Source organism: Blautia sp. DFI.9.10 (assembly GCF_024461705.1).
GTDB classification, from domain to species: domain Bacteria; phylum Bacillota; class Clostridia; order Lachnospirales; family Lachnospiraceae; genus Blautia_A; species Blautia_A fusiformis.
In genome coordinates this window covers 1-13,482 of sequence record NZ_JANGAA010000023.1, presented here as the reverse complement: position 1 = coordinate 13,482, position 13,482 = coordinate 1, and the positions used below count along the sequence as shown (strand labels likewise).

Below are 13,482 nucleotides of genomic sequence, written 5' to 3'. Positions count from 1 at the left end.
GAACTCCCTGCCGCATCCACTTTATCCTTTTATTTACGCCGCTATTTCAGTAGGGCTTTCTCCGTTTTCTGCCGATTCCACTGGTAGGTCCATTAAGTCTTTCTCTAAAAGATCAGCCAGAAGTTCCCCAGCAAATGCTCCGCCATGGACAACTACATGCTTATCACGTATCTCCTGATAGTTCTGCTGCCTGAGCTTCCTGCTTTCTTCTGTGCTCTTACGATCTTTTTTGGTTAATCGCTTCTGAATTTCCTTCTGCCACAATGTTAAAAAAGAAGTCACCTTATCAATGTCCTTATTTTGACGGTTAAATTCCGCACGTTTTTGCCGGATGGTTCCATCTGGTTCAACTTCCAGTGTATAAAACGGTACTTTCGGATTCTCTTTTTCCCGCAAAAACAGGATATAGCTTTCCTTTGAAACGATCCGGTCAAAATAAGTATCCGTCTTATTTACACAGTGATGAAGCGTATCACCTTCATATAGGATGTCATCGATACTCTTTGGCGCAATAACCTGATATTCACCGTCACTGAACTCATATTTTTCTTTCAAATCAATGAGATGTTTCTGAAATCCGACATACTTTTCTTCCAGCTCCCTGCGTCGGATTCCGCGTTTCATTTCTTCTATCTTCAAAACCGCCTCTTTATGGCGCAGTTGAAGATCTTTGGTACGGTAAATAATGGAATCATGTATATCCATTCCCAGTCTTTTTGCCATAGAAAGATAATCGTTCCACACCTGCAGCACATGGCTGATATCATCCCCGGATTTTTCTGATTGTTTCACAAGATAATGTCGAATCTGGCAGATGCTCATCTGATCCAGAACAAACTTCAGGTCGTTTGGTTCAAATCCTTCTTTTACCATCCAGCATATTTCTTCATCCCCGATTGTTTTTCCTGTACTCTTTTCAAGTTGCAGCCATTTAAGTTCTTTTACCCCGCCATTCATATCTCGGAGTCTTCGAAACTCTTTCTTATCTACGGACAGGAATTCTGTTGGTTTTCTGCCTTTCCTTTTTATTGCATCTGCTGCCCTGTGGTCCAGTACATCATCAACTAACTGGAAAAGCCCCGCTTTTACAATCTGTTCCAGTACCGGGTATGTCTTCCACAGGTAAAGATATTTTCCAGGATCTATCTTTTTCTGACCAAGAGCGTACTCACGCAGACCTGTTTCTTTTAATTCATGCCTGGACAGATCCGACAGGGTATATGGATAAACCATTCCTTTATATTGACTGTCACAGCAAGTATAATACCAAGAACTTCTACACGAAATCTAACGCATTTCCCGTTGTTTGAACAGATCATAAACGAAATTGGAAATTTCCTTTCCATTTGCAGAGAAGATTCTTCTCTGCTCTTCATGGCAGGTAGTTTCGCAATCTGTATAGCCGCCCCTTTTATACCACGTTCTGGCATGAAAGATCCGGAGCACAAAACCAGAAGTCTTGCGTCTCCTTTGGATAAGATAGACTCTGTACCACTTTGTACAAAATCTTCCAGACTTTCCCACAGAACGAAAAGTAATCGGTTGTCCACACACATTGCACTGTCCTTTCTGGTTATATTTGGGTGAGCGGATAGGAACATGTTTTTTGCAATATGTACAGTATCCTTCTGTAGCACCATTTTTCTGATACTTGTAGAAGATATAGTGTTCCGTAATTCCATATTTTGAAACCCATCCGATCCAGTTCTTAGGCAGTCCAGATACAGTTTTCATCACCTGGTCCCATGAATCTGTAAGTTTTTTATCATGACGTATCCTTTGTTCTTTACGGATATTCGCCTGAAACTCTTCCAGTGCCCGGATTGCAGGCTGTATTGTCTTTAAATATTTTTGGATGATCTTTGTATCACAGCCATTTACATAGATGTTGCCCAAATTAGTTCTTACATCCCATAAGATACTTTCAAGAAGTGCCTTTCTCCATTTTTTTAATTTTTCATCATAGGTAATAAACCGTCTCTCTTTTCTGCTGATAAACAGACGGTACCTTGGAAAGTTTATATTCTCCTCAATATCCGTTACGGCAAACAGATACACTTTTAAAATTCCTTTTTCTACTGCTGCCCGACAATACATCCGATATTTTCCGGGTTCACCCCTTTGTTTCTCCAGTGTACTCAAAGATATTTCCGTTTTCTTTGCATCGGCGATATGCCTATTCATCACTTTTAATGGTTTTAACTCCATCAACCTCTTTTTTCTCATAATTCCACCAGCTTTCCAGTCACATCAATCCATGCTTCCTCCGGATATTTCTGACCATCGATACAGATGACCCCAATTTCCAGTATCTGGCTGTTGCCAGGCTGCTCCTTTAAAAGTAACAGTAAATCGCCCTTTTGTCCTTTAGCTTTGGGGTCTTTTCCACGTACAATGCAAAATCCGTTGCAGCTGGTCCCGTTTTCTTTTGCAACATGGGAGTTCCATTTCCGGTTTGGATATTTCGCCATGTAAGCAGCTCCATGTAATAACAGGCTTCTCAATTCAATTTTCTTTAACAGGCGCATCTTTGTGCAGGAGATTTTTGAATCTTCCCCATCTTCATCCAAATCCCCTGTTGCATCTACTATGTAATACACGGAATTTTTCCAATTCGGATAATAGCAGAGACAATCCAGTGGGTTTTCTGCACAATGAAATCCATTTTGTCTACAGTTTGCTTTTTCCGTTTCATTTATGCCATACTCCTGAAACTGAAAGCCCCGACATTTCAAATCCTTTTGAAATCCTTTATATGCGATCATATCCTTCTCCTTTAACTCTCTTTCGGCTGCATCATGTCAAACAAGGACATCTGCCCGGAATCTTTTGATTTTTTCTTGCTGATATGCTTTTCTTCCTGCTCCGCTGCTTCTTTGGGATGCACCTCGGAATCTTTCTTTGTCCCCTGGTTTTTCGGTATTGTTTTCGTTCTCTTATTTACCGAATCCCATTCCTTTTGAATCTTTTTCTTTTCTTCCTGCTCTTTTTCTGCTATTTCTTTTTCATCATCTTTCGCATAATATTCAAGTACCCAGGGAAAAACCTGGTCGCCGGAGAGTGCCAGGCCTGTATTGGCCCGAATGCCGTTCTCTCCCTTTTTTTTCGCTCCCTCCAGTGCAATGTTGTAGGCTTTTTGCGTCACGTAATCCAAACATCTCTGAAGCATCTTATGTTTTTTTAACACCTGTGCATCTAAAGCAGAATCCGTTTTGGCAAGATTTACAAGATACTGTCCTATGATGTCCGCAAAGCCTGCATCCTTTAAGGCAAACATTTCTGCACGCAGTTTTTCAGACGCATTCGCAAACTTTCTTTCCTCAATCGGTATATCAACCAGCCGGTAGCGGCTGCCTTGAATAAATTCCTCTGTCTGTTTTTTGGAAACTGCATATGCTTTGGCAAGTTCCCGCACACCATCCATATTCCCACTCTGGCGGTAATGCAATGCTGCTGTATTTAATTCTTCTGCAGTTTTTATGATCTCATTTAACATAATCGGTCCCTTCTTTCCTGATAAAAACATGAGGCAGAAGAAAAAATCTCCTGCCCCTGCCTGCTTTTTATGCCGCATTCATTTTCTGTTCAGCCGCTTCCATTTCTTTTTCTACTTCCAATGCAATCCTGCGTCTCTCTGCATCATCAGAATCCAAAAGACTGATCATTTCCAACACAACACGGCGAACCCATTCATTTTCCTCCCATCCTGCACTGATCTGGCGGGCTTTTTCTGTCAGTTCCTTCCAGTCAGCATCTTCCAGATCCCTGCCACGATATTCCTTATAGAAAGAATAGATTTCTTTCATGGCTTTCGGTGTCTGAATCTTTGCCGCTTCATCCAAATTGGAGAGGAGCCCCATCAGCATGGGATGGTTTTTATATTTTTCAATCAAAGGACGGATACCGGTCTGAATTTTACCCGTATAAAGTCCCAAAAAATCATTAAATATTCCTGCAATCAATTTCTGATCTGTCATTCGTTTCCTTCCTTTCTGTTAATTTTCTTACTCTGCGCCTGACCGTAGATGGAAAACACTGAAATGCTTCCGATACTGCATCCTGGCTGTATCCCTGATCAAGAAGAGCTTTCATAGCCGCTGCCTGTTCTGTTTCTTTTAGCTTTTTTATGGACGGTTTCCGAACTTTCTTTTTCAGGATTTTCCGACAAAGCGGATGATCTGGTCCGTATTCGTACATTGTGCTGGCTTCCGCTGCATTCAAATCACACAAAATTGCAATCAGTAGACAGTAATATCCCTTATATTCGTCGTCTTTCATGCCGCACCACCTTTATTGCCTGGTTTTTAAATGTACATCTTTACTCTAATCTGCTTTAAGTTCTTTTTGATCAAGACCATTTTCGAGCAGATATCTTTCCGTACCTTCTGGATCGAGCTGTGCAAGTCGTGCAAGATTAAACTCTGCAACATAATAGCTGCCATAATTGATTTTCCTCTTACCTACAACTTTTCCGAGTTTATACTTCTCAATAAACGCAACCTTTGCTTTTGCTCCGCAATCCGAGATTATTGCCTGCCCCGGTCTTAGGAATCCCATAACTCCAATTGTAAGGTCTCCAAATAATTCCAGCTTTTTCTCACATTCCTTTTGCTTTTGCCATAATCCGACATACAGGGATCCGTTGTAGTACATATTCACTCTGACATATAATTCCTCATGTCCACATTCCCAGTCATATCCCAATGGTTTTTCATCTTTTCGAATGCATATATCCTGTCCCATATTCTGCCTCCTTTTTTGATTTTCCTGTTCATCTTTTATGGATTATTTTATATTTCCTCCTTTCCTGTTTTTTGTACACCTCACATTTCGTTTTTGGACAACAAAAAAAGACACCAAAAATCTTCTTTTGATTTTTGATGTCTTCCTATTGATAAAAGGCCTTCGCCTAAATGTTGCTCCCGGAACAGCATATCCGGAACAAAAAACTTTACTGCGTGGCAAACCATGCATAAAAAATAATCCATTTATATGGTAACACAATATATTGAATTCGTCAATAAAATACAGCGCATAGAATGCTATATCTTGTTATTCTGCCATTTTTCAAGTACGCTTACCATTTTTACTTCTCTGTCATTTCTACGTCCATCAGGAAAATTTCCAAGGAGTCATATATTGAAATATACTATAAAAAATAAGATCCATAAACGCACAAGGACGCTCTACCGAGGATATGCAGAGCGTCACTCTCTTATGGGCTAAGATTTGTGCAAATTATAATAATACGTCCTAAAAAGGAAGGAGGCCGATACTTTCGTACCGGCATATGAAAAAGAAAAATATCTAAAAATGAGATACCTTAATTAGCATCTGCAATTATTAATGTACAGTATATTTATGACGATACTATGGTATAAATTTTAAGAATTTGTAAAAATTATACTTTCCTGTAGAAAAGCTTCTAAAACTCTCGATAATTTATAGTTCTCTTTTAATTATGCACTGCCTACTTCATAATATTTTTATTTCTTTTGAGCTTTAACAAGCAACATCATTGGCCGACGAAGTTCATCTTTCATTTTCTTAATTCATTCATTGTTATTTCATCTATCATATTAAAATCCTTTTTAATTAAAAATGATTTACGACCTAAAAACTTATACTGTTTGTAGATATTGGGCATTCATATTTTTATATAATAACACAAAAACAGATTAATTCATATTTTTTCATATACATTAATCTGTTCAGTTTCGATATCTTTAGATTATGAAAATAAAAGTATTGTTTTATAGCGACAATTTCTCACCTTTTGTACATACATTTTTTATATCTGATTTTCATTAAATATCCTATCAACCTCCCTTTTCATCCAGTCAATATCCTTTGATGCCCGAAAGTATATAGAAGATAACACTTTTAATTGACGTAATCAAAAGATATTAATAAAATAAATAAAAAAACATACACAAGAAGGAAACGTAATGAATACATTTTTTACCTGCGAGCAAAAATTGGGGAATACCATCTTCACTTTTTCACAAAAAGCAAAAGTTCTTAGCACAAGTCCTTTAAACGGAGGCCTTACAAGGCACCTTTCTCATGCTGTAAATATCAATTGTATGAATGGTTCTTATGAATGTAAAATGCTTGGAGATACTTATGAAAAAGATCTAGCTGCACATGTCCACGCCCTTGGTCTTTCCCCCTACTGCACTACTGCCTTAAGTACCGCAGCCTGGACTGAATTACGTGCTATAGAAGAAGTATGCTTCCGGGATCTTACGGTAACTGCTGTTGTGACCGGTGGAATTGACTCCAATGGCATGCATCCCGGCGATCCCGCTTCTTACTACGAAGAGGATGGAAATTATGAAATGCTTCTTCCTGGAACAATCAATATTTTTCTGTTCATTAATCAGAATTTGACTGATACAGCAATGTCCAGAGCACTGATGCTTTGTGGAGAATCGAAAGCTGCTGCTGTTTCTCAGTTATTACTGGGAAGCTGCTATTCCGAAGAGATCGCAACAGGTTCTGGAACTGACGGAATTGTAATCGCTTCTAATCTTGATGGTACCAGAACTCTTACGGATGCTTCTGGACATTCCAAACTTGGTGAACTGATTGGAAAATCCGTGAAATCTGCCGTAAAACAAGCTCTTCTTAACCAAACAGCGGCCTCTGGCCCGAGGCAATTTCTTTTATCTGCACGCACTGCAAGATATAAGATCACACCTGCTACTTTATGGGAGTTTTATATAGAATACAGAAAAATTTTTAATGATTTTAAGATTTCTTTTGAAATGCCCTCATTATTGGAGCAGAAGTTTCTTGCACACAATCGTACCAGTAACCTGGTTCTATGTGTATCACTTTATCTTCACCTTATGGATCAGGTTCGTTGGGAGTTGATTATGGAGCCGGAAGCTATCCGGGAGGGGAAACGTCTTCTAATTTATGGACTCTATTGGAAAGATGGAGACTTTTTTGAAAAAGCATATCCGGCAAAAGCATGGGAGCAGCCCGGATTGCTGCATTTTTCATTAAAAGAACAGCTTATGTATCTGCTTTTATTGTATATTGCTATTTAGAATTGTTGGACATAGTGCTCAAAATTTCTAGCTTTTAATATAAATGGGTAAGTCGAAAACCGACTTACCCACTATAATATCATTTTTATTTACTTCGCTACACACATGTTTTCATCAATCCATTTCTGGATGTCGTCTTCGCTTACTTTAACCAAACGGGCAATTTTCTTAACATCCATCCCCTCTTCTGCCATAGAAAGAGCTGTCTCTTTTGCTTTTTTTAGTTCGCCGCTTTCCATTCCTTCGCTATAAATTTTTTCCATTTCATGGCACATAAGCGTGGCCCCTTTCTGCGTGTCTTTTAATTCATGTACCCGTTTTGCAAGAACCGGACTGTGCATTTCATCCTCATTCCTGTTTGTGAGATCATACTATTTTAACCAATCTGTGATATTTTCATCTGTTGCATGGTTCGCATTAAATGGTCTGCACCATTTTGCAGAATATTTCTTTTTGATCTTCACTGCAACATTCTGTGGTTCTGTAGCTCCGCTGGTTGTAAAAATTGCTGCTTTTTTTCCATTCAGGTTTACCTTGTCCAGAAAACTGAATACTGCATTTGGAAATGTTCCACACCAGATCGGGCTTCCTATCAGTATCCTGTCGTATGCAGAAATATCAGGAATCTCCATATCCAGTTCTGGCCGCTCATTTAATAAAATTTCTTTTAATGCGGTAAATACCGTTTTTCTATAAGACATCCGGTAAGATTTATGAGTCTTAATCTCTGCCAGATCTGCACCGGAAAGCTGTGCGATCCGTCCAGCAGCTTCTTTTGTCTTTCCTTTCTGCGAAAAATAGATAACTAATGTTTCCATTTGATAGGCTCCTTTTCTAATACTATATATTTATGGCTGATGTCTCTACAACTCTGATACAGAATAACTGCTCTATTATAACTGGATATTTACTCTTAAACACGATATTATATAAATCAGGGCAAGCCCAATAGACCTGCCCATTTATAAATGCGTTCCTTATTTTATTGCACATAGATTTTCATCAATCCATTTTTGGACTTCATTCACATTATGATTTACAGCTTTTGCAATTTTTTCAACAGGCAGACCCATTTCTGCAAGTGAAAGGGCTGTTTCCTTTTTAGCCTTTAATTCACCGCGCTTTTCGCCGCTTTCCATTCCTTCGCTATAAATTTTTTCCATTTCATGGCACATAAGCTCAACCCCTTTCTGCGTGTCTTTTAATTCATGTACCCTCTTTGCAAGAACTGGACTGTGCATTTCATCCGCATTCTTACAATGCAGATCATGCATAAGTCTCCCAAGTTCTGTGTCTTCCTGTTTTCTGGAATTCACATATATAATATGTGCTTCGTCCTGAAAGCTATCATCGGCTTCTTTGATATGCCTGTCAATATGGTAAATAGGAAAACCATACCCAAGGATGTCATCCCTGGTAATAAAAATCACATAGCTTTCCGGTAATTCATCAAAATCCTGACCTGGATTTAGAGTGTTCATGTCCATCAAACCACTATGGTAACGTGCCCTCTTAGGTGATGCACCTTCATTATCCTGCTGGATCTCCACATCAAACTGTTTGCCTTCGGAATCTCTGGCAACACAGTCCATGATTGCGGATCGTCCCTGCAGATTCTTATAATCCTTCTGGATGATCTGCTCAATTACTTTCAGATCCTGTTTTTCCATAATGACCTGCAGAACATATTCCAGGCATTCTCTCTGTTTGAAAACATTTCTCATAAATATGTCACTCATGAGTGTAAAATTCTTAATAATACCTTTATATCTTTCGTAACGTACTTCCAATCCGTTCTCTGGCACAATTTTTTCATCTGCCACGTTCGCTGTCACCTCCCACTTTATTCTTTTTATGTTATGAAGAAATTTTCGAAAAAGCTTTTGTTTATTTTATCTTAGCATCAATGAATGACCTTTACAAGACACTTTTTCCCCGAGTTGCATCGGGTGTTTTTTAACCTACCCGTTCCACATAGCATACACTGTTTCCCTTGCACTCAAATTCCGGACAAAGAGACAGCCATAATCTTTCCAGATCATTGATGTTCATGGCGTCCAATTCTGTTTCATCTTCTTCACCATAAATATTTACAAAACCGATCCGATATATGCCATACTCTTTATGTAGGTTTTTTACTACTTTTCTTCCTGCTCTTCGTATATTCATAAGCTCTCTTCTCTCCTCTCTTCTGCTTCCAGCAAAAATGTATTACAGGTATAGCTTCCGGAAGCACTGACACCAGCGACCCCTCCAAGGCTGTCCAGATACTGGCTTCCATTTTTAGATGCGGAAATATACATATAAAAGTTTGTCAAAACATAGTTTTTATTTTCCAGAACATTCTTATAACTGCTGCTAAGCACAAGCCTTGCTCCAAGTTTTTCTGCTTTTTCTTTTACCAGCATAGCAGTTAAATTTACTGCTTTTCGTATTTCCTGTTCGCTAAGTCCGCTTTGATAATAACGTTCCAAAAACAAAACCAGTTCTTCTGCTTTATTTTCATGTGGTTCGCTTTTGACAGTCACATCAACAAACTCAATCGTCTTCCTTTCATCCGCAGCTACAAAAGATCCCTTTGTCAGACGGAGGATTGCACGAAATACAATTTTACCATTGTGTTTGATAAATATAATTTTTTTATTTGCATCAAAACAGGATAACAGACAATCACAATTTGGACCATTCCGATAGGAAATGCAGCTGCGCAGCGGTACTTCTCCTATCTGCATGACCGGAAGCAGGCTGTCCTCTTCCCAGATTTCCCATCCACAATCCACGCGCAGCAGCTTTTCTTTCCAGATTTCTTCTGTATCTCTTTTTATTGGAAAAGCAATTTCCCGTCCCAGATCTCCTCCATGGTATTTAAGCTCCATGAATTTGCCTAATAACTCAGCATTTACGATTCTTCGGATTTCTTCCTTCTTTTTCGGCTGCCTGTTCAGAAAGGAAGTCATGATCTCAGCGCCGCCTTCATAAATGAACTTCTGGATATTGGATTTATTTTCCACGACAAAAGCATCCGAAATATTCAATTCTGTCTTTAAATTCTTCCAGGAAGGATCCTGGGCCAACAGTTTGTCCATCAATGCAGGTAATCCGGAACAGCCATTTAAAAGATTCTGATTATGTAAAAGGAAGTAAACCTGATTATCCCTTGTAAGCTCTTTTAAAAGTTCAGTAAAATTCATTAAAAATATCAGAATCCATATGGCTGTTTCATGCCGAAGATCCAGAATGTTTTTAAAATCCTCCTGCATCCATCTGGAAAGCGGCTTTTTTGACAAAGCTTCTGCCAATCGCTCAACCTGATTTTTCTCTAATGCATCTGTCAGGCAGTCTCTTTTTATCAACTCACGGATCACCCGAAGACGATCATCACTTTTGGAGTATGCTAAACGATCATACAGGTCTATATAGACTGCTTTCACATTGTACAGGACTTTCAATTCTTCAAATACACGAGGCTTCGAAAACAGTGATTCTTCACTCTTTCTCCAGGGAACTACCATATATTCACAATCCCTTAAATTTTGCTCGTTTAAAGTATTTAGATTCAGGCATCTTTTATAAACCTCTTCATCCAGAATCAACGAATTCCTGTCAAGGTTTATAAGCCAGTCTCCATTCTTTCGCAAAAGTTCCAGGAAATGTTTCTTCCGTTTCGTAATGGCATACAGGATAAGCTCTGTCTTTTCCAAAGTGAGCTCATAAAGATCCATATCTGGAAGCGGATTTCCATACAGAGTGTTCACATAGGCTGCCTTTCCGTTTGAAACCTTTTCAAAATCTGCATCCGGACCTGTCAAAAATCTTATCAGCTTCGGAATATCTGCATATAATGATTCGTTCCAAAGCCACAAGTGAAGAAAAGAGGCCTGCCATTCTTTTGGAATCTGAGTGAGAACCACTTCCAGTCCATTCCGAATTTCTTTTGGATGCCGGCTCAGTTCTTCCAGCTGTTTCTTATTTAAGCTTTCCGTTTCTTTACAAAACTCGGATAAATAATTTACGAGTTCCATCAGATCCTGCTTCAAAAGTAATGCCAATGATTCCTCATCCTTGAGCAGCTCATAAAGAAGCTCTGTTGAAAAAACCGGATTTATCAAAAGCATGCGTATCTTTATTCCCGCACGGGCAACATCAAACTCACCAATGCAGGTATCAAGACTTGCTACAAGCTGTTTCTTTAACTCTTCTTTCGGTTCCAGAAAAGCATAATATTTCAGATAAACATATACGATCCGGTCCGGGATTTCTTTATCTGCCAGTACTTTCTCAATCTTTTCATAGGGAAATTCGGACAGCTTTTCATTTCCCGCACATTCTATGACCATTCTGATGCGGTCTGGTTCTAAAATAGGAAAATCCTTTTTGTTCATTTTCCCCAAATAGCTGAGTATTTCCGGATCGTCCATCAAAGAAGAAATCGTCTCCTCATTTAACCCCTCCATCAGACCGGAAAGTTCCTGCTGATTTACCAGTCTGGCCGCATTCATACAGGAATCTTCCCCTTTCTTTCCTATCAGGTTCAGGGGAATTGCTGCATTTTTCATTTCCCTGTAAATATTCATGTGCTTTAAGATTCTTTCGATCATCACGCTACCTCTGCCCTTTCTATTAATTCAGTAATCTCCGGTAACTCCATGCATTCGTCCTGGTACATATTTTCTGCCAGCTTAAGAAGATACAGAGCTTCCTTTTTTGCCATAGGCTTTTTCGCTGTTCCTGCAAAATTATCTTTTAAATACGAGGAAACGATCTTACAGTAGAGCTTTTTATGGCCATATGAATAACGACCATTCTTGTAAAACTCATAAATAGACTGAATCTCCTTATCCGTTTTTCTGTTTTCCCGTAATATCTGATTAAACTGCTGTTTGATGTTTTTTTCAGTTTTCCAGTGATCTATCCGTTTTTTCTGTTCCTTTAGCCATTCTTTCCGTTCCTGATATCTTTTCCGATCCTCTTCTGTCATATATCTCTGATACAGGGTTTCTCTTCGATAAGAATCACTTATAAATGGAAGAAGCAATTTGGAAAGCTCATATGCTTCTGACTGTTCCATCCAAAGTGCTGTACTTTCCTTTAAAAGTAAGGCCGTCAGGTATTCTGGATAAATATCCGGATATTCATAAAAAAACTTCTTTTCTACCATTGAAAACAGTTCCCGGTGTTCCTCTTTTCCCAGAACTGGCGAAAAAAATTCGCACTCTCTATGTCGGATAGCATAGTATCCCAAGGAGAAAGTTTCCTTTAAAATCCTCCAGGGGCTTAAGAATTCGCATCCATCCATTCCAATCTCATTGATCAGAAATTTCAGCATAGGATAGGAATGCTCATTACAAAGACCCTTTATTTCACTTTTTAAATATCCTGCCATAAATTCCCATTTCTTTTCCAAATCTGGATCTTCATTTTTATAATCCTTTACAAACTCTTCCAGATACTTTTTTCCATCCAAAATCCCATGCAGGATCAGCCGGTTGAAAACCACATGTAGTTCCGGCTCACTCTTTTTCCAAAAAACATCCTGGTATCTTTTTCCTGTAAGGTTTTCATAACGTTCCAGATACTTCAGCAAACTTTTCGTACTGTATGTTTTGCCTTTCAGAGTATCTGTAACACACGCTTCAAATTCTTCCGAAGAGAGTTCTTTTACCAGAGGATCCCATTTTTCTTCTGTCAGATCAATGTAGTGCCACTCTTCCGGTTCATTACTTCTAAATGGAAACAACGTAAGAAACGTTTTTACATTTTCCACCCTGAACGTTTCATTCATACATTTTTCCAGCCGTTCTTTACCGTCGATACGGACAGAAAGTTTCCCATATGTTCTTAAAATCCGTGAACAAAGTACATAAGCTTCTTCTGGATATGTCTCTTTTCCGGGCAAAAATGCCTCTAATACATTCAGACCAATTTTTTCTGCTGTCAACCCGGAAAGGCTTATCCGATCGGGTCTCTCTACAAAATACATCAGTACAAAATTTAAAAAAGCGGTCTCTTTGTCGGAATATCCAAACATACACATACGTTTTTCCAAAACGGCATCCGCATTTTTAGCATTTATGCCTGTTAACTTTACCAGCAGTTTCAGGATATCCAGATCCTTTTTGCGATACCCTTTAAGCTTTTTCATTACTTTGCCTACCATCCACACGAAAAGATTCCATTCAGTAAATACGGATATCTTCCGGTTCTTTGAAAAGCTGTCAGCAAGTTTCTGTTTTATACCTTCCCACAGTGTTTCATCATCTGGGAGGATGGACATGGCAAACAGCATTTCTTCTGCTCGCTCAAATGGATACGCATGCATGGCCTGTTTCCACCGATTCTTTTCCTTTTCCTCACAGATATAATTGATACTTAGGCGTTTGCGAAACGCCACAAGCCGCATAAATACGGCATTTTTTGTTACCTA

General features: G+C 38.9%; 14 protein-coding genes. 1 reads left to right on the top strand and 13 read right to left on the bottom strand.

Going from position 1 to position 13,482, the window contains the following annotated elements; translation table 11 throughout:
- Positions 1-33: 33 nt before the first annotated feature.
- The 7 genes from NE671_RS12875 to NE671_RS12845 all read right to left on the bottom strand — a co-directional run bounded on the left by NE671_RS12875 (position 34) and on the right by NE671_RS12845 (position 4,743).
- The gene (locus tag NE671_RS12875) at positions 34-1,233 is read right to left on the bottom strand and encodes a PcfJ domain-containing protein (RefSeq protein ID WP_256164064.1); all 1,200 of its coding nucleotides are present in this window, start codon (positions 1,231-1,233) and stop codon (positions 34-36) included.
- A gap of 54 nt (positions 1,234-1,287) precedes the next feature.
- Positions 1,288-2,226: a hypothetical protein gene (locus tag NE671_RS12870; protein WP_256164063.1), complete on the bottom strand. Its 939-nt coding sequence runs from the start codon at positions 2,224-2,226 to the stop codon at positions 1,288-1,290.
- Positions 2,223-2,765: a DUF7666 domain-containing protein gene (locus tag NE671_RS12865; RefSeq protein ID WP_256164062.1), complete on the bottom strand. Its 543-nt coding sequence runs from the start codon at positions 2,763-2,765 to the stop codon at positions 2,223-2,225. Before NE671_RS12865 ends, NE671_RS12870 begins: the two co-directional genes overlap by 4 nt.
- A gap of 11 nt (positions 2,766-2,776) precedes the next feature.
- Entirely contained in the window at positions 2,777-3,496 is a 720-nt protein-coding gene (locus NE671_RS12860) for a Cas9 inhibitor AcrIIA9 family protein (RefSeq protein WP_256164061.1), read from the bottom strand.
- Between the two features lie 67 nt (positions 3,497-3,563).
- On the bottom strand, positions 3,564-3,977 hold the full coding sequence (locus NE671_RS12855) for a hypothetical protein (protein ID WP_256164060.1): 414 nt from the start codon (positions 3,975-3,977) through the stop codon (positions 3,564-3,566).
- Positions 3,943-4,278: a hypothetical protein gene (locus NE671_RS12850; RefSeq protein ID WP_256164059.1), complete on the bottom strand. Its 336-nt coding sequence runs from the start codon at positions 4,276-4,278 to the stop codon at positions 3,943-3,945. Before NE671_RS12850 ends, NE671_RS12855 begins: the two co-directional genes overlap by 35 nt.
- A gap of 45 nt (positions 4,279-4,323) precedes the next feature.
- On the bottom strand, positions 4,324-4,743 hold the full coding sequence (locus NE671_RS12845) for a DUF4313 domain-containing protein (protein WP_227190709.1): 420 nt from the start codon (positions 4,741-4,743) through the stop codon (positions 4,324-4,326).
- 1,205 nt (positions 4,744-5,948) lie between these two features.
- Here NE671_RS12845 and NE671_RS12840 point away from each other — a divergent pair.
- Positions 5,949-7,058 carry an adenosylcobinamide amidohydrolase gene (locus NE671_RS12840; protein WP_256164058.1) on the top strand — a complete coding sequence of 370 codons (1,110 nt, stop codon included), beginning with the start codon at positions 5,949-5,951 and terminating at the stop codon, positions 7,056-7,058.
- Between the two features lie 89 nt (positions 7,059-7,147).
- Here NE671_RS12840 and NE671_RS12835 read toward each other — a convergent pair whose 3' ends face one another.
- The 6 genes from NE671_RS12835 to NE671_RS12810 all read right to left on the bottom strand — a co-directional run bounded on the left by NE671_RS12835 (position 7,148) and on the right by NE671_RS12810 (position 13,458).
- A complete protein-coding gene (locus NE671_RS12835) occupies positions 7,148-7,399 on the bottom strand; it encodes a hypothetical protein (RefSeq protein WP_173746617.1) in 252 nt (83 codons plus the stop codon).
- Between the two features lie 30 nt (positions 7,400-7,429).
- The gene (locus NE671_RS12830; protein WP_119200559.1) at positions 7,430-7,876 is read right to left on the bottom strand and encodes a flavodoxin; all 447 of its coding nucleotides are present in this window, start codon (positions 7,874-7,876) and stop codon (positions 7,430-7,432) included.
- Positions 7,877-8,035: 159 nt separating this feature from the next.
- Positions 8,036-8,797, bottom strand: coding sequence for an Rpn family recombination-promoting nuclease/putative transposase (locus NE671_RS12825; RefSeq protein WP_243149041.1), 762 nt, complete (start codon positions 8,795-8,797; stop codon positions 8,036-8,038).
- Positions 8,798-9,014: 217 nt separating this feature from the next.
- Complete coding sequence (locus NE671_RS12820) at positions 9,015-9,227, bottom strand: hypothetical protein (protein ID WP_005422985.1); 213 nt, start codon at positions 9,225-9,227, stop codon at positions 9,015-9,017.
- Positions 9,224-11,656 carry a hypothetical protein gene (locus NE671_RS12815; protein ID WP_256164057.1) on the bottom strand — a complete coding sequence of 811 codons (2,433 nt, stop codon included), beginning with the start codon at positions 11,654-11,656 and terminating at the stop codon, positions 9,224-9,226. The genes NE671_RS12820 and NE671_RS12815 overlap by 4 nt, the downstream gene beginning before the upstream one ends.
- Positions 11,656-13,458 (bottom strand): hypothetical protein, encoded by a 1,803-nt coding sequence (locus tag NE671_RS12810; protein ID WP_256164056.1) that lies wholly within the window; start codon positions 13,456-13,458, stop codon positions 11,656-11,658. Before NE671_RS12810 ends, NE671_RS12815 begins: the two co-directional genes overlap by 1 nt.
- Positions 13,459-13,482: the final 24 nt, after the last annotated feature.

Bases quoted from the DNA above. Each gene is read 5' to 3' on its own strand.
- NE671_RS12875 (WP_256164064.1), bottom strand. From the start codon at position 1,233: ATGGTTTATCCATATACCCTGTCGGATCTGTCCAGGCATGAATTAAAA.
- NE671_RS12870 (WP_256164063.1), bottom strand. From the start codon at position 2,226: ATGAGAAAAAAGAGGTTGATGGAGTTAAAACCATTAAAAGTGATGAAT.
- NE671_RS12865 (WP_256164062.1), bottom strand. From the start codon at position 2,765: ATGATCGCATATAAAGGATTTCAAAAGGATTTGAAATGTCGGGGCTTT.
- NE671_RS12860 (WP_256164061.1), bottom strand. From the start codon at position 3,496: ATGTTAAATGAGATCATAAAAACTGCAGAAGAATTAAATACAGCAGCA.
- NE671_RS12855 (WP_256164060.1), bottom strand. From the start codon at position 3,977: ATGACAGATCAGAAATTGATTGCAGGAATATTTAATGATTTTTTGGGA.
- NE671_RS12850 (WP_256164059.1), bottom strand. From the start codon at position 4,278: ATGAAAGACGACGAATATAAGGGATATTACTGTCTACTGATTGCAATT.
- NE671_RS12845 (WP_227190709.1), bottom strand. From the start codon at position 4,743: ATGGGACAGGATATATGCATTCGAAAAGATGAAAAACCATTGGGATAT.
- NE671_RS12840 (WP_256164058.1), top strand. From the start codon at position 5,949: ATGAATACATTTTTTACCTGCGAGCAAAAATTGGGGAATACCATCTTC.
- NE671_RS12835 (WP_173746617.1), bottom strand. From the start codon at position 7,399: ATGCACAGTCCGGTTCTTGCAAAACGGGTACATGAATTAAAAGACACG.
- NE671_RS12830 (WP_119200559.1), bottom strand. From the start codon at position 7,876: ATGGAAACATTAGTTATCTATTTTTCGCAGAAAGGAAAGACAAAAGAA.
- NE671_RS12825 (WP_243149041.1), bottom strand. From the start codon at position 8,797: ATGAGTGACATATTTATGAGAAATGTTTTCAAACAGAGAGAATGCCTG.
- NE671_RS12820 (WP_005422985.1), bottom strand. From the start codon at position 9,227: ATGAATATACGAAGAGCAGGAAGAAAAGTAGTAAAAAACCTACATAAA.
- NE671_RS12815 (WP_256164057.1), bottom strand. From the start codon at position 11,656: ATGATCGAAAGAATCTTAAAGCACATGAATATTTACAGGGAAATGAAA.
- NE671_RS12810 (WP_256164056.1), bottom strand. From the start codon at position 13,458: ATGCGGCTTGTGGCGTTTCGCAAACGCCTAAGTATCAATTATATCTGT.